The 20,337-nt window shown below is 45.0% G+C and carries 22 protein-coding genes; 18 read left to right on the top strand and 4 right to left on the bottom strand.

What is annotated here, in order from left to right:
• Positions 1–5 precede the first annotated feature (5 nt).
• The 13 genes from pilM (at position 6) to rplI (ending at position 11,173) form a co-directional block, all read left to right on the top strand.
• Positions 6–1,022, top strand: coding sequence for a type IV pilus assembly protein PilM (pilM, locus tag VHA02S_RS16595; RefSeq protein ID WP_029789968.1), 1,017 nt, complete (start codon positions 6–8; stop codon positions 1,020–1,022).
• Entirely contained in the window at positions 1,006–1,581 is a 576-nt protein-coding gene (locus tag VHA02S_RS16590) for a PilN domain-containing protein (protein ID WP_005451499.1), read from the top strand. The genes pilM and VHA02S_RS16590 overlap by 17 nt, the downstream gene beginning before the upstream one ends.
• The gene (locus tag VHA02S_RS16585) at positions 1,574–2,167 is read left to right on the top strand and encodes a type IV pilus inner membrane component PilO (RefSeq protein WP_005451500.1); all 594 of its coding nucleotides are present in this window, start codon (positions 1,574–1,576) and stop codon (positions 2,165–2,167) included. Before VHA02S_RS16590 ends, VHA02S_RS16585 begins: the two co-directional genes overlap by 8 nt.
• Positions 2,157–2,672: a pilus assembly protein PilP gene (locus tag VHA02S_RS16580; RefSeq protein ID WP_005451501.1), complete on the top strand. Its 516-nt coding sequence runs from the start codon at positions 2,157–2,159 to the stop codon at positions 2,670–2,672. The genes VHA02S_RS16585 and VHA02S_RS16580 overlap by 11 nt, the downstream gene beginning before the upstream one ends.
• 34 nt (positions 2,673–2,706) lie before the next feature.
• Entirely contained in the window at positions 2,707–4,458 is a 1,752-nt protein-coding gene (locus VHA02S_RS16575; RefSeq protein WP_005451505.1) for a type IV pilus secretin PilQ, read from the top strand.
• 189 nt (positions 4,459–4,647) lie between these two features.
• Positions 4,648–5,166: a shikimate kinase AroK gene (aroK, locus tag VHA02S_RS16570; protein WP_005451507.1), complete on the top strand. Its 519-nt coding sequence runs from the start codon at positions 4,648–4,650 to the stop codon at positions 5,164–5,166.
• 31 nt (positions 5,167–5,197) lie between these two features.
• Complete coding sequence (gene aroB / locus VHA02S_RS16565) at positions 5,198–6,298, top strand: 3-dehydroquinate synthase (protein ID WP_038898114.1); 1,101 nt, start codon at positions 5,198–5,200, stop codon at positions 6,296–6,298.
• Positions 6,299–6,351: 53 nt separating this feature from the next.
• The gene (locus tag VHA02S_RS16560; protein WP_009697564.1) at positions 6,352–7,854 is read left to right on the top strand and encodes an SPOR domain-containing protein; all 1,503 of its coding nucleotides are present in this window, start codon (positions 6,352–6,354) and stop codon (positions 7,852–7,854) included.
• Positions 7,855–7,923: 69 nt separating this feature from the next.
• Positions 7,924–8,763, top strand: coding sequence for a Dam family site-specific DNA-(adenine-N6)-methyltransferase (locus tag VHA02S_RS16555; protein WP_005451513.1), 840 nt, complete (start codon positions 7,924–7,926; stop codon positions 8,761–8,763).
• 99 nt (positions 8,764–8,862) lie between these two features.
• Entirely contained in the window at positions 8,863–9,534 is a 672-nt protein-coding gene (rpe, locus tag VHA02S_RS16550) for a ribulose-phosphate 3-epimerase (RefSeq protein ID WP_005451514.1), read from the top strand.
• A 257-nt stretch (positions 9,535–9,791) separates the two neighbouring features.
• Positions 9,792–10,172: a 30S ribosomal protein S6 gene (rpsF, locus tag VHA02S_RS16545; RefSeq protein WP_005451516.1), complete on the top strand. Its 381-nt coding sequence runs from the start codon at positions 9,792–9,794 to the stop codon at positions 10,170–10,172.
• A 288-nt stretch (positions 10,173–10,460) separates the two neighbouring features.
• Positions 10,461–10,688 carry a 30S ribosomal protein S18 gene (rpsR, locus tag VHA02S_RS16540; protein WP_000090472.1) on the top strand — a complete coding sequence of 76 codons (228 nt, stop codon included), beginning with the start codon at positions 10,461–10,463 and terminating at the stop codon, positions 10,686–10,688.
• A gap of 32 nt (positions 10,689–10,720) precedes the next feature.
• Complete coding sequence (gene rplI, locus VHA02S_RS16535) at positions 10,721–11,173, top strand: 50S ribosomal protein L9 (protein WP_005451518.1); 453 nt, start codon at positions 10,721–10,723, stop codon at positions 11,171–11,173.
• Between the two features lie 78 nt (positions 11,174–11,251).
• Here rplI and VHA02S_RS16530 read toward each other — a convergent pair whose 3' ends face one another.
• A complete protein-coding gene (locus VHA02S_RS16530; protein WP_009697565.1) occupies positions 11,252–12,016 on the bottom strand; it encodes a DUF481 domain-containing protein in 765 nt (254 codons plus the stop codon).
• Between the two features lie 320 nt (positions 12,017–12,336).
• Between VHA02S_RS16530 and VHA02S_RS16525 the strand changes: the two genes are divergently transcribed.
• The 3 genes from VHA02S_RS16525 to VHA02S_RS16515 are packed head-to-tail and all read left to right on the top strand — an operon-like array spanning position 12,337 to position 16,027.
• On the top strand, positions 12,337–13,737 hold the full coding sequence (locus VHA02S_RS16525) for a replicative DNA helicase (RefSeq protein ID WP_005451521.1): 1,401 nt from the start codon (positions 12,337–12,339) through the stop codon (positions 13,735–13,737).
• A 13-nt stretch (positions 13,738–13,750) separates the two neighbouring features.
• Entirely contained in the window at positions 13,751–14,827 is a 1,077-nt protein-coding gene (gene alr / locus VHA02S_RS16520) for an alanine racemase (RefSeq protein WP_005451522.1), read from the top strand.
• Positions 14,828–14,830: 3 nt separating this feature from the next.
• A complete protein-coding gene (locus tag VHA02S_RS16515) occupies positions 14,831–16,027 on the top strand; it encodes a BamA/TamA family outer membrane protein (RefSeq protein ID WP_038898113.1) in 1,197 nt (398 codons plus the stop codon).
• Between the two features lie 51 nt (positions 16,028–16,078).
• Here VHA02S_RS16515 and VHA02S_RS16510 read toward each other — a convergent pair whose 3' ends face one another.
• Positions 16,079–16,498 carry a secondary thiamine-phosphate synthase enzyme YjbQ gene (locus tag VHA02S_RS16510; protein WP_005451524.1) on the bottom strand — a complete coding sequence of 140 codons (420 nt, stop codon included), beginning with the start codon at positions 16,496–16,498 and terminating at the stop codon, positions 16,079–16,081.
• Positions 16,499–16,804: 306 nt separating this feature from the next.
• On the opposite strand from VHA02S_RS16510, the gene pgi reads away from it, so the two are divergent.
• Positions 16,805–18,457 (top strand): glucose-6-phosphate isomerase, encoded by a 1,653-nt coding sequence (gene pgi / locus VHA02S_RS16505; protein ID WP_033007639.1) that lies wholly within the window; start codon positions 16,805–16,807, stop codon positions 18,455–18,457.
• 100 nt (positions 18,458–18,557) lie between these two features.
• Here pgi and VHA02S_RS16500 read toward each other — a convergent pair whose 3' ends face one another.
• Positions 18,558–19,019 (bottom strand): chemotaxis protein CheX, encoded by a 462-nt coding sequence (locus VHA02S_RS16500; RefSeq protein ID WP_005381269.1) that lies wholly within the window; start codon positions 19,017–19,019, stop codon positions 18,558–18,560.
• Between the two features lie 18 nt (positions 19,020–19,037).
• Positions 19,038–19,493: a zinc uptake transcriptional repressor Zur gene (gene zur, locus VHA02S_RS16495; RefSeq protein ID WP_009697566.1), complete on the bottom strand. Its 456-nt coding sequence runs from the start codon at positions 19,491–19,493 to the stop codon at positions 19,038–19,040.
• Positions 19,494–20,045: 552 nt separating this feature from the next.
• Here zur and VHA02S_RS16490 point away from each other — a divergent pair.
• Positions 20,046–20,324, top strand: coding sequence for a pyocin activator PrtN family protein (locus tag VHA02S_RS16490; protein WP_038898112.1), 279 nt, complete (start codon positions 20,046–20,048; stop codon positions 20,322–20,324).
• Positions 20,325–20,337 lie beyond the last annotated feature (13 nt).

Raw genomic sequence — 20,337 nt, 5'->3', positions numbered from 1 at the left:
TAGAGATGGATAAGCTATTAGTTACGGGCATAGATATTGGCCATAACAGCCTCAAAGCCGTGGTACTTAAACCCAATGGCAACAGTTACGCCTTATTGGGTTACAAAGAAATAATACTTAAGGAAGGTATTGTCGCTGAAAATAACACCATAAATCATCAAGAAATTGTAAAGACCCTTAAAGAGATAAGAAAAGAGCTGCCATTTTGGGCTCGACGGGTCGCAATTTCTGTTCCTGACAATGCCGTGATCAGCAAGAAGCTGCAAATTGAGCAGAACTTGGAGGAGAGTGAGAAAGAGTTTGCCGTGGTGCAAGCTTTCTCGCATCAATCCCCATTTCCTGTTGAAGAGCTCAGTCTTGATTTTGTAAAGCTTGATGCCGATGAGCAGATGCGTGGAACAGACGGTTATCAAGTATTCGCGACTCGCAAAGATGTCGTTGAAACTCGTGTCGATGCTCTGCAAAAGTCAGGCTTGAAAACCGTGCTGGTGGACGTGCATTCACAAAGTTTAGGGCATATATGGAAACTGGCTGTCGAGCGCTTCCCTGAAAAGAGCAAGTATTGCTTGTTGGATATCAGTGCATTGAGCAGCTCTTTCACCATGTTTACAGAGCAGAGTGAATTGTTCCACAAGGAATTTCCTTACGGCACGCGCACTTCAAATGATCTATTTCAGCAAGACCCTCTTGCTGAAGACACGCAGGTTGCTACCGAGCAGTTTAATCGACAAATCGTTGATCGTGTAAAGCGCCAGATTCAGCTCTATACCTCGATTAATGGAAGTCAAGACATCAAAGGCATTTGGTTGTCTGGTGAAGGTGCAGCTACGCCAATGTTAGCAGAAGAACTTTCAAGTCAGTTGGCATTGGAGTGTGAGTTGCTTAATCCGCTCGGTCTATTCGAGATGAAAGTATCGAAACGCAAACGCCGTGCAGCAGATTGGCAGCATTTTACTGCGGCTGCGGGCTTAGCGGTTAGAGGTATTCAATGGCTAGGAGGCAAACATGCTGTATCACATTAACCTCCTTGCGTGGCGTGAGAATCAACGTGAAGAACACCGCCGCCGCTTTCTCAGTTTGATCGTCTTGGGGGTGATTGTTGCGTTGGGCGTGCAATGGGGCATTGGTAAGTTCTATCAATATCAGCAGGATCAACAACAGCAGCGCCTTGATTATTTGGCGCACTATATCTCCCAGCTTGATAAACGAATCGAAGCGATGAAGATTGCTGAACAAGAGCACAGCAAGATCTTGGAGAGGTTAAAGATCGTTGAAGGTTTGCAAAATGGGCGTAATAAGACCACGGAGTTCATGAACCTGATGCCGTCGGTGATCCCTGAAGGAGTCTACGTCGATAAGATCAAAATGAATGATTATGAAATTGAAATCTCGGGTATCTCTGATAGTACACCTCGCTTGGCCACCATGCTCGACAACATGGAGCGTTCAGCCAAGCTGCTAGATGTCGACATGCATTCTATCGTTCATGGTAAAGCGCGTTTTGGAAAAGAGTTTCAGACTTTCAAAGTTTCCTTCATGTTCAAAGACGCCTCGGTGAAAGGAGGTAACCAACATGGTTAATTGGCAAGATCTAGAAATGGATGAGATCGCTGAGTGGCCATTGGTGCCTCAGATAGTAGTGATCTTGTTGTTAGTTGTGCTGATTCAAGGCCTTGGTTATTGGTTTTATTTAAAGCCAGAGCAAGAACAGCTGAATAACCTTATTCAAGAAGAACAAACCTTAAAAGTTGCGTTACGGATCAAAGCGAACAAAGTCGCTGCTTTGCCTCAATTGCAATCGCAACTTGATGAGCTTACTACTCGATACGAATTGCTACTGCAACAACTGCCTGCACAGAAAGAGCTGGCAACCATGTTGGCTTCGGTGAATGAACTCGGAATTGATAATAAGTTGACGTTCACCCGAATCGACTGGGGTGATAAGCAATCAGAACACTTCCTTTATCGTTTACCGCTCGACATTGAGTTGACAGGGGATTTTCATGATATCGGCCGTTTCTCCCAAGCGATTGCGACGTTGCCACGCATCATCACTTTTAAAGACGTGACTTGGCAGCGTGTCAGCCAAGAGAGTGAAACTCTGCACTTTCGTGTGAAAGCAAACACTTACCAGTTCAAACCAGAGGTGAAGAAAGATGAGAAGTAAATCTTTGCTGATGGTGTGTATTGCTGGCGTTTTGACTGCCTGCCAAGCCAATGATGAATCACTGACGGAATTTATTCGTGACGTGGAGAACCAAGCTCGCCGTGATGTCACCAAACTGCAGCCTGTTGAAGAGTATGTTGTCGTTAATTACGAACCCGAAATATTGCGTGCACCTTTCGAATTACCAAAAGAGGCAACGATTGCGACTCAACCTGTTGCAAGAAAAGACTGCTGGCAACCTCCTTCAAGAAAGCGAACTGGCAAATTGGAAAGGTTTCCTCTTGCGCAACTGCGCTTGAAGGGTGTGATGGGTATCGGCAGCAGTGTTTCTGGGTTGGTTCAGGCTCCGAATGGCACTGTTTACAAAGTAAAACCAGGTCAATACCTCGGACGCAACAATGGCAAGGTTACCCATGTATCCCACAACTATTTATTGATTAATGAAACCTTGCCAGACGGTTTGGGCTGTTGGCAAAAACGCAAAGTTAAGTTGGCTTTGAGATAGGCATAGCTGCATTTATTTTTGATATTGAGTAATGATGAAAATGAGACAAGGATTAACACTGACACCAAGGAAGCTAACAGGGCTCTTCTCTTTATGGTTGTTTCTACTTTTAGCCCCTTTAGTCGCAGCGGAAGAAGTAAAGTCTAACTCGCTTAAGAGCATCGACTTCCGTACTAATAAAGATAAAGACGCGGTTATCGTCGTAGAGCTTGCATCGCCAGCTGCTATTGTTGATATCAAGCGTGTGCAAGAAGGTTTAAGTATCGACTTGCTCAATACGTCAGTTAAAGACGATCAGCTTTATCTACTTGATGTAAAAGACTTCTCTACAGTGGTAGAGAGTGTTGAGGTTTTCCGCGATACCTCTACGACGCGTTTGGTCGCTTACATTGATGAAGATTATACCCATGACTATCGCCTCACAGGACGTTACCTTGAGGTGAAGGTTGGTAAGCTCAAAGCCAACGAAAAAGCACCAGACAAAAGTATTCTGGAAAAAGAAGGCAAGTTGATTTCGATTAACTTCCAAGATATTCCGGTGCGAAATGTGCTGCAGCTTATTGCTGATTACAACCAGTTTAACCTTGTGGTTTCAGACTCAGTTGAAGGGAACCTGACCTTGCGTTTGGACGGTGTACCTTGGCAACAAGTGCTGGATATCATCCTTCAAGTCAAAGGCTTGGATAAGCGTGTAGATGGTAACGTTATTTTGGTTGCTCCGAAGGATGAGCTCGATCTGCGCGAGAAGCAACAACTAGAAAAACAAAAGCTTGAACAAGAAATGGGTGAACTTTCTTCTGAAATTATCAAAGTGAATTTTGCGAAAGCATCGGATATTGCAGAGATGATTAACGGTGAAGGTAACATTAGTATGCTTTCTGATCGTGGCAGCATGACGATTGATGAGCGTACTAACTCATTATTGATCCGTGAGTTGCCGGAGAATATTCAAGTAATTCGCGAAATCATTGAATCATTAGATATCCCAGTAAAACAAGTTCAGATTGAAGCACGTATCGTGACTATCAATGAAGGTAACATGGATGAACTTGGCGTTCGCTGGGGCTTCACATCGATTAATGGTAGTCATACGGTTGGTGGATCGATCGAGAACAACCTTGCAACTATTGGTCTCTACGATGGCGGCGGTGGCGACGGCGATGGTGAAGACGGTGGCGGCAGTGTTGGTATTGATGACTTCCTGAACGTTAACCTTGCTGCAACCAGCCCGAATGCAACCAGTATTGCTTTCCAAGTTGCGAAACTAGGGTCTGATACTTTGTTGGATTTGGAGTTGTCTGCGTTGCAACAAGAATCAAAAGCAGAAATCATTTCTAGTCCGCGTTTAATTACTACCAATAAGAAGCCAGCTTATATTGAACAAGGTACTGAAATTCCTTACCTAGAATCCTCTTCCAGCGGTGCGACCTCCGTAACGTTCAAAAAAGCAGTGCTGAGCTTAAAAGTGACACCGCAGATCACGCCTGATAACCGTTTGGTGCTGGATTTGAGTGTTACGCAAGATAGACCGGGTCAAGTGGTAAAAACTGGTACCGGTGAGGCAGTTGCGATTGATACTCAGCGTATTGGCACTCAAGTATTGGTGAATAATGGTGAGACGGTTGTGCTTGGTGGTATTTTCCAACACAGCATTACAAACTCCGTCGATAAGGTACCTTTATTAGGTGATTTACCGCTCTTAGGGGCACTTTTCCGTCGAAGTTACGAAAATGTCGGTAAAAGTGAGTTGCTGATTTTTGTTACGCCTAAAGTGGTGATTCAGTAAGACTCAGCGAGTAAAAAATCGATTAGATCAAAAATAAAGTTGCATTAGTGGCACCATGCTTGGATAATTTCGGGTCTTATCACGAATTATCTGTGAGGAATTGGTGCCACAAGCCTTGTAGAACAGCAGTTTGGCTGTGTGTTTCTTGTGGCGATCTTATTGAATTAACGTTGTAAATTATCGCTAAATATGGCTGAGAAACGTAATATTTTCCTTGTTGGCCCAATGGGTGCCGGCAAAAGTACAATTGGTAGACATCTAGCACAGCAACTGCATATGGAGTTCGTAGACTCTGATACAGTGATCGAAGAACGCACTGGTGCAGACATTGCTTGGGTTTTTGATGTAGAAGGCGAAGAAGGCTTCCGTAAGCGCGAAGAAGCGGTACTTGAAGACCTAACTCAAGAGCAAGGCATCGTGCTAGCAACAGGCGGTGGTTCTGTTAAGAGCAAAGAAAACCGTAACCGTCTTTCAGCACGTGGTGTTGTTGTTTACCTAGAAACAACTATTGAAAAGCAACTTGCGCGTACAAACCGCGACAAGAAGCGTCCTCTACTTCAAACTGAAAACCCTCGTGAAGTGTTGGAAAGTTTGGCAGGCGAACGTAACCCTCTATACGAAGAAGTAGCGGATTACACAGTTCGTACTGACGATCAGAGTGCAAAAGTGGTAGCCAACCAGATCGTAAAAATGCTAGAAGAGAGATAAGCATTTATCTTTTTCAAATTGGAGCACACCGATGGAACGGATTACGGTCAATCTAGCAGAGCGTAGCTACCCAATCTCAATTGGCGCCGGGTTATTTGAAGACCCGGCGTACCTTTCTCAAATTCTTTCAAGCAAAAACGCAAACCAGAAAGTGGTTGTGATCAGTAATGTTACGGTCGCGCCTCTGTATGCGGATAAAATTCTTAGCCAACTAAAACAGCTCGGTTGTGATGCATCCCTGCTTGAATTGCCAGATGGCGAACAATACAAAAGCTTAGACGTATTTAATCAAGTCATGAACTTCCTGCTAGAGGGAAGTTATGCTCGTGATGTGGTGATTATTGCGTTAGGTGGTGGTGTTATTGGCGACTTGGTGGGTTTTGCTTCGGCGTGTTACCAACGTGGTGTTGATTTCATTCAAATCCCAACCACATTATTGTCTCAAGTGGATTCATCAGTAGGTGGTAAAACCGCAGTTAACCATCCGCTGGGCAAAAACATGATTGGTGCCTTCTACCAACCTAAAGCCGTTATCATCGATACTAACTGCCTATCGACACTGCCAGAACGCGAGTTTGCAGCGGGTATTGCAGAAGTGATCAAATACGGCATCATTTACGATGCTGCTTTTTTCGATTGGCTAGAAGAGAATCTAGAACGATTGTATGCACTTGACGAAGAGGCGCTAACTTACGCTATTGCACGTTGTTGTGAAATCAAAGCGGAAGTGGTTGCTCAAGATGAGAAAGAGTCGGGCATTCGAGCGCTGTTGAACCTGGGTCATACCTTTGGCCATGCCATTGAAGCTGAACTTGGCTATGGTAACTGGCTACACGGTGAAGCGGTATCTTCGGGTACGATTATGGCGGCGAAAACATCTCATTTGCGTGGATTAATTTCGCAAGAGCAGCTTGATCGCATCATTTCCATTATGCGCCGAGCAAAACTGCCAGTGCATACGCCAGATAGCATGACTTTTGATGACTTCATGACGCACATGATGCGCGACAAAAAAGTATTGTCTGGTCAATTACGCTTAGTTTTACCTACGGGTATTGGTAGTGCCGAAGTCATTGCTGATACGCCGCAAGACATAATCAAACAAGCTATCGACTTCGGTCGAGACATTTAACCTTGTAATGGCGCCTTGGGGCGTCATTCTTGTAGTTTATTAAGGTTATTTAGATGAGTTTCGCTCACGTTCTTGAATTGGATTCACAAACCGAGTTATTAGACCGATTAGGCTTATTAACTAACTTTGCGTCTAATCTGATCGCTGTTAATGGTCAAGCCGGGTACGGAAAATCTTGGTTGGCACAGCGATACCTTGAGCTCGGTGCCAGTAACAAAAATCAATGTTTGTTACTTTGTCATTCAAATCAAGATGATGTGCAGCGTCGCATGCTTATCTTGAGTCAGATCGTCTCGGATGCGTTGTTCAATCAGCAAGATACTTTGCTCGATAGCTTGGAGAGAATCTTAGGTGATGACACGTGCGATATTGCCATCGTGGTCGATGATGCGCATTTGTTGAGTGAAAACCTAGTTTCAGAGCTATGGATGCTAGTGCTTGCTGCGCAAGCCAATCCAAATTGGAAAATCAACGTCTTACTGTTCACGCAAACTGGGCGTTTAGAGTCAGTATTGTCGCGTATTAGCTACGGACAAGAGTACAAGCCAGTTGAACTCGATATTGATATGCTGTCAGAAGTTGAAGCTCGTCGCTTTTTTGAGTCGCTAGTGATTCGATATGTCGATGATGACTCTGAAAAACGCGTTCGAGATGCATTCAAGAAAGTTGACCCGGTACCGGGTGACATCATGGCTTTAGGAGAGATGAAAGTGGAAAAAAGGATCATTATCCGCTCAATTGTCGGTTCGCCCCTTAACATTGCACTCGTTGTGCTGGTATTACTTTTGTTGGCGGCTGGTGGATATTGGTGGATGTATAATCAACCAAGCCCTGATGATAAAGCGCAGCAAATCACTGAAGTCATTGAGCAAACTGCCATTCCAACTCTAAACGAGCCAGAGGCTCAAATCAGTCGTGCAGATTCATCGATGGATGATGGCTCAGAGCCTTCGGATGATACTAACCTGACAGACGCTACGGATGATTCAGATGCTCTTCCTCCAGCGGTAACGAGTGAAGTAGCGAGTGTCGGCAGCGAAGATAAGCAGCAACGCGTTGTGATTGAGTCGGATGTCGTTGACGCACTTCTAGAAGGTAAGCCTGAAGCAGCCGATACCACTAACATTGAAACGGTTGTCGAAGAATCTATCCCTCAAGCGAAAAGTGCATCAAATTCCTCATTGATCAATGTGGTTCAAACCGGTCAGCAGCCTGAAGCAGAGAAAGCGACGTCTGGAAAACCGATAGTGAAGTTCTCTTTTGCTCGAGAAGAGCTGAAAGCACTATCGCCTCGTGCTTACACTTTACAGTTGGGGGCAATGACGGCGATGGAGGATGTACAAGCGTTCCTTGATAAGTACGACTTAAATGGTCAGGTGAGAATTTATCCAACCGTTCGTAGCGGAACAGAGTGGTACATTATCACTTACCAAGATTACCCTACGATTCAGCTGGCGCGAGACGCTGTTGAAAGCTTGCCAGATGCACTTAAATCGGTGAGTCCATGGGCAAAATCACTGGGTCAAGTACATCGAGAAATTGATCGCGTGAAATAATCCTGAGCTTCGTTGAAAAATATGTTACATTCCGCAGCCTTAATTTTTGGTCGATAGATAGAGCAGTAGATGAAAAAGCAACGAGCCTTTCTTAAGTGGGCAGGAGGCAAATACGGTCTGGTTGAAGACATCCAACGTCATTTACCACCGGCTCGAAAGCTAGTTGAACCTTTTGTTGGTGCTGGCTCGGTTTTTCTAAATACCGACTATGACCACTATCTACTGGCGGATATTAACCCCGACCTGATTAATCTCTATAACTTACTAAAAGAGCGTCCTGAAGAGTACATCTCAGAAGCGAAGCGCTGGTTTGTTGCAGAGAACAATCGCAAAGAAGCGTACTTGAATATTCGCGCCGAGTTTAATAAAACAGATGACGTGATGTACCGCTCGTTGGCGTTCCTATACATGAACCGCTTTGGCTTTAATGGCTTATGTCGTTATAACAAAAAAGGCGGCTTTAATGTCCCGTTTGGTTCTTACAAAAAGCCTTATTTTCCAGAAGCGGAGCTAGAATTCTTTGCTGAAAAAGCAAAGAAAGCGACGTTCGTATGTGAAGGTTACCCAGAAACGTTCAGTCGAGCGCGTAAAGGCAGTGTGGTTTATTGCGATCCACCGTACGCACCGTTGTCGAACACGGCGAACTTTACCTCTTATGCTGGCAACGGCTTTACGCTGGATGATCAAGCTGCATTGGCTGATATTGCAGAGAAAGCCGCAACTGAACGTGGTATCCCTGTTCTGATCTCAAACCATGACACGACATTAACGCGTCGCCTTTATCATGGTGCGGAGCTTAATGTCGTAAAAGTGAAGCGAACCATCAGTCGTAATGGCAGTGGCCGTAATAAAGTTGACGAGTTGCTGGCGCTATTTCGTGCACCTGACGCGGACAAATCTGACTCTTAATTCTCACACTATTGCATTGAAATAGTGGATCTCCCCACTGGCTTCGGTAGAATTGCGCGCAAATTGTTTGCTGTTTGCTCGCCACTACTGAGGTCAGGTATGAAAGATTTTCTAATTGCTCCATCCATTTTATCGGCTGATTTTGCTCGTCTCGGTGAAGACGTAGAGAAAGTTCTCGCAGCGGGTGCGGATGTGGTGCACTTCGACGTTATGGATAACCACTATGTACCAAACCTGACTTTTGGTGCTCCAGTGTGTAAAGCGCTACGTGATTACGGCATCACAGCTCCAATTGATGTACACCTAATGGTGAAGCCAGTCGATCGCATCATTCCTGATTTCGCGAAAGCAGGTGCATCAATGATTACTTTCCACGTTGAGGCATCTGAGCACGTAGACCGTACGCTTCAACTAATCAAAGAGCACGGCTGTAAAGCTGGCGTGGTTCTAAACCCTGCAACCCCACTTGCTCACCTTGAGTTCATTATGGATAAAGTTGACTTGATCCTACTGATGTCAGTTAACCCAGGTTTTGGTGGTCAATCATTCATTCCTCACACATTAGATAAACTGCGCGCAGTGCGTAAGATGATTGATGAGTCTGGTCGTGATATTCGCCTAGAAATCGATGGTGGTGTGAAGGTGGACAACATTCGTGAAATCGCAGAAGCGGGCGCAGATATGTTTGTTGCGGGCTCTGCGATTTTCAGTGAGCCAGATTACAAGCAAGTGATCGATAAAATGCGCGCTGAGCTTGCAGAAGCAAAATAAGCGCGGATAAACACGCTCTTAAACTAGCGCGTTAACGCTATGATTTGAAAGGCTGCCACCGTACCGGCAGCCTTTGTTGTTTCTAGTGCAAACCGAGAAAAAATATCCATCGCGGTGTGCAAATAATCACTTGCCTATTTTGCGTCCTTTCTGTACTATTCGTGCTCCTTAAAACTCAGTCAATTTTCTTTAGTTCCTTGCTTCCTCTGGACGACTGAGCCATTTGTGGAAGCTGAATAATCCGTAAGGAGCAACCAATGCGTCATTACGAAATCGTATTCATGGTGCACCCAGATCAAAGCGAGCAAGTTGCTGGCATGATCGAGCGTTACACTGGTTCAATCACTGAAGCTGGCGGTAAAATCCACCGTCTAGAAGACTGGGGTCGCCGTCAACTGGCTTACCCAATCAACAAGCTTCACAAAGCTCACTACGTTCTAATGAACGTTGAAGCTGACCAAGCTGTAATCGATGAGCTAGAAACTGCTTTCCGTTTCAACGATGCAGTTCTACGTAACATGATCATGCGTACTAAAGCGGCTATCACTGAGCAATCTATCATGCTTAAGCAGAAAGAAGAGCGTGCTCCTCGTCGCGAAGAGCGTGCTGAAGCTAAGCCAGAAGCAGCTGCTGAGTAATTTTTCTTTTGACCATCCGGATGGTGCTACTTGGCTTCATTGCCAAATTGCCCATTCGTAATTAAGCCTATTGATAATAAGACACTGTTGGTTTCGGATAGAGTTTTACTCTGCAGATTTAGACAGGTAGTCGTCACTGGGCTTAGGTCACAAGTATTCACTCAGATTTAGTACAAGGCAGTAGCATTAAGATAAGTGAGCTTATCACTTGTCACTCCAATCGAAAGATTTAGGAAGTTAGTGTTATCGCCGACAACATTACTCAAATTTAAGATCAGGAGATAGCCCATGGCTCGTTTCTTCCGTCGTCGTAAATTCTGCCGTTTCACTGCAGAAGGCGTACAAGAGATTGATTACAAAGACGTAGCAACTCTTAAAAACTACATCACTGAAGCTGGTAAAATCGTTCCTAGCCGTATCACTGGTACAAGCGCTAAATACCAACGTCAACTAGCTCGCGCTATCAAGCGTTCACGCTACCTAGCTCTACTACCGTACACTGATAAGCATCAGTAATCGGTCGTTTTATTAAGAAAGAGGATTAAGCAATGCAAGTTATTCTACTTGATAAAATCGGTAACCTAGGTGGTCTTGGCGACACAGTAAACGTTAAATCTGGCTACGCGCGTAACTTCCTTATCCCTCAAGGTAAAGCAGTTATGGCGACTAAAGGCAACGTTGAAATGTTCGAAGCTCGTCGCGCTGAACTAGAAGCTAAAGTTGCTGAGCAACTAGCTGCTGCTGAAGCACGTGCTGAGAAAGTTAACGCTCTAGAAGCAGTTGTTCTTGCTTCTAAAGCTGGTGACGAAGGCAAACTATTCGGTTCTATCGGTACTCGTGACATCGCTGAAGCTATCACAGCTGCAGGCGTTGAAGTTGCTAAGAGCGAAGTTCGCCTTCCTGAAGGTGCTCTACGTAACACTGGTGAGTTCGAGATCAGCGTTCAACTTCACTCTGAAGTTTTCGCTACAATCAACCTACAAGTTGTTGCTGCTGAGTAATTCAGTACCAAGCGAAATAGTAAAAAGCACCTCCTCGGAGGTGCTTTTTTTATGTCTGAATATGATGAAAAGCGGGAGTTAGAAGGCAAACAAAAGGTTGACGGAAAATACACTATCCGCCTTGCTCAAGCCCTCTGGCACTTTATCGTGATATTGGCGAGAGTGCGCTAATTTAAGAGCAATGTCTTCGGTAATGTCATTGGTAACACTAAGATCACTGTCGACACGCGTGTTACTTCTACCACTCACTAACGTGATATCTGCAGAAAGGCTCAAGTTATCAAGTGCGTGCCACGTGGTATTGATGTTACCACGCAAGATCCCTTCTTGAACGATATCTGGAAAGACGATGTCATCATCATCAATCTCATCTAAATTTGGCTCTTGGTAGCGAAAACCAGGACCAATTTCTGCCTCAAGGGTGAAGTTTTCAGTATAAGCGAACTGGTAACCCAGACCGCCAGAAAGAGTGTAGTCTTTAAAGTAAGCACTGTAGCGTGAATCAACCCCTTTAAAACTGCCATACAAGTATGTCTTTGGACCTAACTTGTAGTCGGTTTGTGCGCTATAGGTCGAAGAGCGTTTGTCTTCTTCGCCATCTTTGTAAAGGTTGTAGTACTTCCATTCGCCATTAGAACGGTGGCGACCAGAAGTATATTCAGCACTCAGACGAGCATTCAGGGAACGAGAGTCCGTGTTACCTGTGTGAGCTTGATAGCCGAACTCGACCTCAGTTTTTAGAGGATCGGGCACTTCAATTTCTTGCTCTGGCTTTACTGATTCTTCAGCGTACGATGCTCCCGTGCAAAGTAAGCTAAAGCCAAGTAACCAGTATCGGGACACAAAAACCTCGAACGTAAATAAAAAGGAGGGGCATGATACTGATACAGATGTTTTATTGGGTCAATGATAGGTTAATTTTTATTAGACCTAAGCGGTAGAACCTTGTTAGACACCTTTATGAAGGTGTTAAACTTTACAAACAATATGCTTCAGTACGGATTGATGAGATTCTATCGTAATCGAACAAATTCGCACTATAAAAAGCCACTTTTTAGTTCTTCACTTGTGGAATTCTTAACAAGTAATTGTCTCATGAGGGAAGCATCTTAGCTAAGTTTAAGGTTATAATCTTGGGTCATTAGTAGTTATCGAGCAAAGTCATGGCGGAAAACAGAAATCGCAAACCTTCAGACAGTCAGGTCGAAGCACTCAAGGTGCCACCTCACTCGCTAGAAGCTGAGCAATCAGTAATTGGCGGTCTATTACTAGACAATGAACGTTGGGACACCGTAGCCGAACGTGTTGTAAGTAGTGATTTCTATAGTCGTCCCCATCGCCTGATTTTTGAAGGGGTTAAAACCATTCTTGAAGATGGTAAGCCTCTCGACTTGATCACGTTATCTGAACACCTAGAGCGTCACGAACAATTGGAAGACGTGGGTGGTTTTGCCTACCTTGCTGATCTTGCCAAAAACACCCCAAGTGCGGCGAACATTAACGCATATGCTGATATTGTCGCGGAGCGCGCGATTGTACGTGGTTTGATTGGTGTCGCGAACGAAATCGCTGATGCTGGTTACGATCCTCAAGGTCGAAGCTCAGAAGACTTAATTGATATGGCGGAGAGTAAAGTTTTCGCCATTGCAGAATCACGCACTAGCGAGAATGAAGGTCCACAAAACGTGGATAACATTCTGGAGAAAACACTAGAGCGAATTGAGATTCTATATAAAACCCCGCAAGACGGTGTGACGGGGGTAACGACCGGCTTTAATGACCTCAACAAGAAAACGGCAGGTCTACAAGGTTCGGATTTGGTTATCGTGGCGGCGCGTCCATCGATGGGTAAAACTACCTTTGCGATGAACTTGTGTGAAAACGCGGCGATGAGCCAAGACAAACCTGTACTTATCTTCTCGTTAGAGATGCCTGCTGAACAGCTGATGATGCGTATGTTGGCGTCCTTATCTCGTGTTGACCAAACGAAGATTCGTACTGGTCAGCTAGATGATGAAGATTGGGCGCGAATTTCTTCTACCATGGGCATTCTTATGGACAAGAAGAACATGTACATTGATGACAGTTCAGGTTTAACGCCAACCGAAGTGCGATCTCGTGCTCGTCGTATCGCTCGTGAGCATGGTGGTTTGTCCATGATCATGGTCGACTACCTTCAGCTAATGCGTGTGCCTGCTCTTTCGGATAACCGTACCTTGGAAATCGCGGAAATCTCGCGCTCGCTTAAAGCGTTGGCGAAAGAATTGAATGTGCCTGTCGTTGCGCTATCACAGCTAAACCGTTCCCTAGAGCAACGCGCAGATAAGCGTCCGGTTAACTCAGACTTGCGTGAATCGGGCTCTATCGAGCAGGATGCCGACTTGATCATGTTTATTTACCGTGACGAGGTTTACCATCCTGACAGCCCATACAAAGGCACGGCAGAAATCATTATTGGTAAGCAACGTAACGGTCCTATCGGTTCGGTTCGCTTAACATTCCAAGGTCAACACTCGCGCTTTGATAACTACGCGGGTCCAGCATTTGATATTGATGATGAGTAATGCAATGAGCTACATGAAAGCCGCGATGGCATGCATTGACTTGTCAGCACTGCAGCACAACTTACAGCGAGTAAAAGAACAAGCACCAGACAGCAAAGTGATGGCCGTGGTGAAGGCGAATGGCTACGGTCATGGTCTTCGTCATGTAGCTAAACACGCTACTCATGCGGATGCTTTTGGTGTTGCTCGTATCGAAGAAGCCCTTCAGTTACGCGCTTGTGGCGTAGTAAAGCCGATTCTTTTACTTGAAGGTTTTTATTCGCCAGGTGATTTGCCTGTATTGGTGACGAACAACATTCAAACGGTCGTTCACTGTGAAGAGCAATTGACGGCGTTGGAGCAAGCAGAGCTTGAAACGCCAGTTGTCGTTTGGCTCAAAATCGATAGTGGCATGCACCGACTTGGTGTGCGTCCAGAACAGTACGATGAATTCATCACACGCCTTAAAGAGTGTCCAAACGTGGCGAAACCGCTACGTTACATGAGTCATTTTGGCTGTGCCGATGAGCTAGGTAATAGTATTACGACAGAGCAGATCGACTTATTTATGTCGCTTACCGCAGGCTGTCAAGGAGAGCGCTCTTTAGCGGCATCGGCAGGTCTGCTTGCATGGCCGCAGAGTCAACTTGATTGGGTTCGTCCTGGAATCATCATGTACGGCGTGTCTCCATTTGATGATAAAACGGCACAAGACATGGGCTATAAACCCGTCATGACACTGAAATCGCACTTAATCGCGGTACGTGAAGTGAAGAAAGGTGAAAGTGTCGGCTATGGTGGCATGTGGACCAGTGAGCGAGATACTAAAGTCGGTGTCATTGCTGTTGGGTACGGAGATGGTTATCCACGAACAGCACCGAATGGTACGCCAGTTCTTGTTAACGGACGCAAAGTACCAATTGCAGGTCGCGTTTCTATGGATATGCTGACGGTCGATTTAGGTCCAGACGCGACTGATAAAGTAAGCGACGAAGCTATTTTGTGGGGTATGGATTTACCAGTAGAAGAAGTGGCGAGTCACATCGGCACTATCGCTTATGAATTGGTGACTAAACTGACTTCTCGCGTCGAAATGGAATATTCGAAGTAACCCATGAAGAAAAGATTATTCTCAGTGCTGGCATTCTCTGCCAGCCTTTTTTTATCCCCGCAGATAGTCGCGAAAGAGAAAGACTCAGCATTTGTTCCGTTCTATTTCAGTACGGATACCATGGGTAGCACGATCGGTTTAGCTGGTGTGGCAAAAGGTGTTGGTCAACCTCAAGCTGCATTGTTTGGTATGGGGCTGTATTCTGAGAAAGATAGCTATGTCGGTTTTCTTTCTGCCTTCAACTACGCTTTGTCATCAAATCTTTTGTTTAGCACGCAAATGTATCAAGCGCGCTTTAACGACAACCCATATTACCTAGACAATCAAGGTTCAAACAACTCTTCAACGGAAGACAAAACGATAACCAATGGGGATGAAGAGAACTATAAACTCGAGTTCAAGTACTTGCTTCCTTGGGGTAACGTTCGTGAACATGGGTTACTTGGTGCATTCCAACCTATTCGCGATGTAAGTTTTGCTTCTCCGGTCGATTCTGGTGTCAGCTCAATTATCTTCACGCCGTTTTATTCTTCTCGTGAATTAGACATCTACAACGATAAGAAAGAAGAAGCGACAGGGTTTAGCCTGACATTTGACTGGGACAACCGCGACAGTGTGCGTAATACCACGCGAGGCTCCCATACCTCGTTTGATTTAACCACAGGAGCAGACAGCTTACAGGCGGAAGACTTATGGCTAAAGTGGGAGTTCCAAAACAGTCAGTACTATTCCCTAGGTCCGTTAGGTGATTGGTTTGATCAGCAAGTTCTGGCATTCGATTTCTATACTGCAGATACACCGACATGGAATCAGTGCGATGGCGCAGTATGTAGTCGTCCTCCAGAGCAGGAGCAAGTTCGCTTGGGTGGCTTGTATCGCTTGCGTGGTTATACTGCGGGTCGTTACCATGGACGCAGCGCGATTCACTATTCTGCGGAATACCGCGTATTGCCAGACTGGCAGCCGCTTGATGATATTCCTCTGATCAACTATTACGACTTACCTTGGTGGCAATGGGTTGCGTTTGTTGAAGTGGGGCGAGTCGCGGACGATTATGACCTCAAGACATTACATGAAGACATGAAATGGAACGTCGGTGGCGCAGTACGCTTCCAAGTGGAAGGGATTGTTGTTCGTGCCGAGATGGCAAAAGGTGCCGATGAAGGTACTTTCCGAGTTATGATAAACCAACCGTTTTAACTCGATATAAAACAAAGGCTAACCCTGAGGTTAGCCTTTGTTGTCTCTAAGCTATTCGCCGTTGATGGTAGCGATAATGCGTCGGCTGCCACCGTAGTCTCGATGCTCGCCTAAGTAAATGCCCTGCCATGTCCCCAATGCTAATTGACCGCTTTGAATAGGAATTGTCACACTACTACCAAGCAAAGACGCTTTTATATGAGCTGGCATGTCATCATCACCTTCATAAGTGTGTTGGTAGTAAGGGGCACGCTCAGGCACAAACTTATTGAAGTGGGCTTCCATGTCCATGCGTACTGTTGGATCGGCATTTTCATTTAAAGTCAAACTGGCAGACGTATGCTGAATGAATAAATGTAACAAACCTACTGAAAGCGATTGGATTTGTGGTAATTGTTGTTCAATTTCATCAGTGACCAGATGAAAGCCTCGGCTACGTGCTTTTAATTGCAGAGTTTTTTGTGCCCACATATGCGTTCCTTTGGAAAAATTTGGTTTGGCGTCTATCCTAATCCAATTAGAGCCTGTCATTAGTAAATGATATGATTCCCAACGTCATAAATGAATTGTTTAAATTCGAAACAGGGAACGTGACCTAACTCAATGTGAGTGTAAGGGCACTCAGTCATAATTGGCGACTGAAAAAAAATTACAAAGACTTGTTTTGTGGCAATTCGCCCAAACATCTCATTTATATTCTATTTGCTAAATCGGGGATTCCGCAGTTTTCGCTAGACTGTAAGGAATGGAACCTACTGTAACATCGGGATAAAGACCATGTTGAAAAATATCAATCCAACGCAAACACAAGCTTGGAAAGCGCTAACTGCGCATTTCGAATCTGCACAAGATATGGATCTGAAAGAGCTATTTGCTCAAGACGCTGCGCGTTTCGACAAATACTCAGCACGCTTCGGCTCAGATATCCTAGTCGATTACTCAAAGAACCTAATCAACGAGGAAACTCTGAAGCACCTGTTCGCTCTTGCTAACGAGACTGAGCTTAAGTCAGCAATTGAAGCGATGTTCAGTGGTGAAGCGATCAACAAAACAGAAGATCGCGCTGTTCTTCACACTGCACTGCGTAACCGCTCGAACAAACCTGTAATGGTTGGCGGCGAAGACGTAATGCCAGCGGTAAACGCGGTTCTAGAAAAAATTAAATCCTTCACTGAGCGTGTAATCGGCGGTGAGTGGAAAGGTTACACAGGTAAAGCAATCACAGATATCGTAAACATCGGTATCGGCGGCTCAGACCTTGGTCCTTACATGGTGACAGAAGCATTGGCACCATACAAAAACCACCTGAACCTACACTTCGTTTCTAACGTTGATGGTACTCACATCGTTGAGACTTTGAAGAAAGTAGACCCAGAGACAACACTATTCTTGATCGCGTCTAAGACGTTCACGACTCAAGAAACCATGACAAACGCGCACTCTGCTCGTGATTGGTTCCTAGAAACTGCTGGCGATCAAGCACACGTTGCTAAGCACTTCGCAGCGCTATCTACTAATGCTCCTGCGGTATCTGAGTTTGGTATCGACACAGACAACATGTTTGAGTTCTGGGACTGGGTTGGTGGTCGTTACTCACTATGGTCAGCAATCGGTCTTTCAATTGCATTGTCTGTAGGTTACGACAACTTTATCGAGCTTCTAGACGGTGCTCACGAGATGGATAACCATTTCGTATCGACAGATCTAGAAAGCAACATCCCTGTGATTCTTGCTCTGATCGGTATTTGGTACAACAACTTCCATGGCGCTGAGTCTGAAGCAATCCTACCTTACGACCAGTACATGCACCGTTTTGCAGCGTACTTCCAGCAAGGTAACATGGAATCTAATGGTAAGTACGTTGACCGTGAAGGTAACGCAGTGACTTACCAAACTGGTCCTATCATCTGGGGTGAACCAGGAACTAACGGTCAGCACGCGTTCTACCAACTGATTCACCAAGGCACTAAGCTGATCCCATGTGACTTCATTGCACCAGCAATCAGCCACAACCCAGCAAGCGATCACCACCAAAAACTGATGTCTAACTTCTTTGCACAAACAGAAGCATTGGCATTTGGTAAGTCAGCAGAAACAGTAAAAGCAGAATTTGCGAAAGCAGGTAAGAGCGAAGAAGAAATGGCGTCTCTAGTTCCGTTCAAAGTATTTGAAGGTAACCGCCCAACGAACTCTATCCTAGTTAAGCAAATCACACCTCGCACGCTAGGTAACCTGATCGCAATGTACGAGCACAAAATCTTCGTTCAAGGCGTTATCTGGAACATCTTCAGCTTCGACCAATGGGGTGTTGAGCTAGGCAAACAACTAGCGAACCAAATCCTACCTGAGCTAGCTGATGAGTCTGAAATCAACTCACACGATAGCTCGACAAACGGTCTAATCAATGCATTTAAAGCGTTTAAAGCTTAATGTTTGAATAGAAAAAGAAAAGGTCAGCAAATGCTGACCTTTTTTATTGCCTGGGGCAGAAACAAAATAGGTTGGTACGGACCAACCTATTTTTTCTCTATTATTCGAAACAAATCTCGATGAAGGCATTTCCCCACTGTGAAGAGAAAGGCATGATGATGATTGAGCCTTCACACTTGTGGCGAATGGTGTGACCTCGACCAGATACTACAACTGGTGTTGCCATATCAAAGTCAAACCCACTTTCCGCTAGAATGCGTTTCGCACCGCCTGTCACCATATTAGTGATCTCACCAACCATATCCGTCACTTCTTCGTTCAGTCCATTTGGACGTTCACCAAGCATGTTCTGCATGATTTCCAGTGCTAACGCTTCATCAAAGGTAATCGACATTGAGCCACGAGTTTGTGGACCAACCATACCGATAAGACCAGAAACGTCACCTCGTGCGATCTCATCTTTCTTGATTCGCGGTTTTTGTGGCTTCAGTTCAAGCGAAGCCATAGTTTTTAGAACATTCATTAAAGAAGCTAAAAACGGGTTTACAAATTCAGCGCGCATAACGTTCTTCTATCTTTCTTATTTCGTCTCCGAGGAACATGCCTGGCATTCGCCATGGGTTTCGATAACTTGATTCGTCAGTTTGAATCCATGTTTCTCGGCGTTATTGGCTAATAAGGATATCAGCGTCTCGTCTTCAAGTTCAACGACATCGCCACATTTATCGCAAATTAGCAGTTGGAAAAAGTGCTGTTGAGTGTTGAACGAACAGCAAGTGATAAAGCTGTTGTTAGATTCCACTCGATGAATAAAGCCTTGTTCTAGAAGAAAATCTAATGCTCGGTATACCGTCGGTGGTTTCGCTTGTGGTTCACTCTCTTTCAGTTGCTCCAATAGCTCATACGCACTAGAGGCGCGGCGATTAGAACAAATGAGCTCAAAAACGCGTCGGCGTTGCGGCGTCAACCTTACTCCGCGCTCAGCGCAGATATGTTCAATTTGTTCAAGGATTGTTGGGTCCAAATCTTTCACCATAACTATCGGACGTGCTTTATGATAAACCATTTCTATACGAAGTTCGTTTAGAAAGGCTTCATTTTACCTACTATCAGAACGAAAATCATGAATTAAAGCAAGCCAGTGTATATCAGAGAGAGTAACCGATATCACAGAACGAGATCCCAATGCCGAAATATGTCTATTGGTAAGTAAGCTCACAACACTCGCATCCACTGCACGGTGGGTATACAATACCCGACTTCATTTTTTGAGCGCACCGTCGCGCTCTATCTTGGCAACGTAAAAACGGGTGTTTATATCATGACTCATTCTTGCAGGCTCTCTGTAGCACCAATGTTGGATTGGAAGTGATTAGAGAGGTTGATTCAGCTAAAACAAGGCGTTACGTCTATTGCTGAAATAGTGAGGGATGGATGAGGGACGGTTACCACAAACACAAGCAGTAAATCACTCTCGCTCCTATCTTACGTCCCCTACAAACGAAGGTCAAAAAAACGCTTGATGGGCGTGAAAGTTAGCAGCTAAATACCCAAAGCTATAGACAGACTTTGATATTAGGACGCTAGAATGACAAGCTTATTGGGTTCTCCATCAACAAAATCCCTTTTGGCGGCAAAGTACAACTACCAACCCCTTATCCCATTGAGTGAAGTTGCAGAGGAATACTTAGGCTTAACGCCTAACACAGCAAAACGTAAAGCCCGAAACAGTGAACTCCCTTTCCCTGTGGTTCGACTAGGTGAGTCTCAAAAGCTCCCTTGGTACGTTAGTTTTGATCACTTAGCTTCATTTATCGAACGTCAATTATGCGAGTCTCACCAAGACTGGTGCCGGATGCAGCCCTAGTCACTCAACAGGT

It is taken from the genome of Vibrio harveyi NBRC 15634 = ATCC 14126 = KCTC 12724, assembly GCF_001591145.1.
Classification (GTDB): Bacteria; Pseudomonadota; Gammaproteobacteria; order Enterobacterales; family Vibrionaceae; genus Vibrio; species Vibrio harveyi.
The sequence above is the reverse complement of the archived record's forward strand: the minus strand, read 5'-3'. Positions and strand labels throughout refer to the sequence as shown.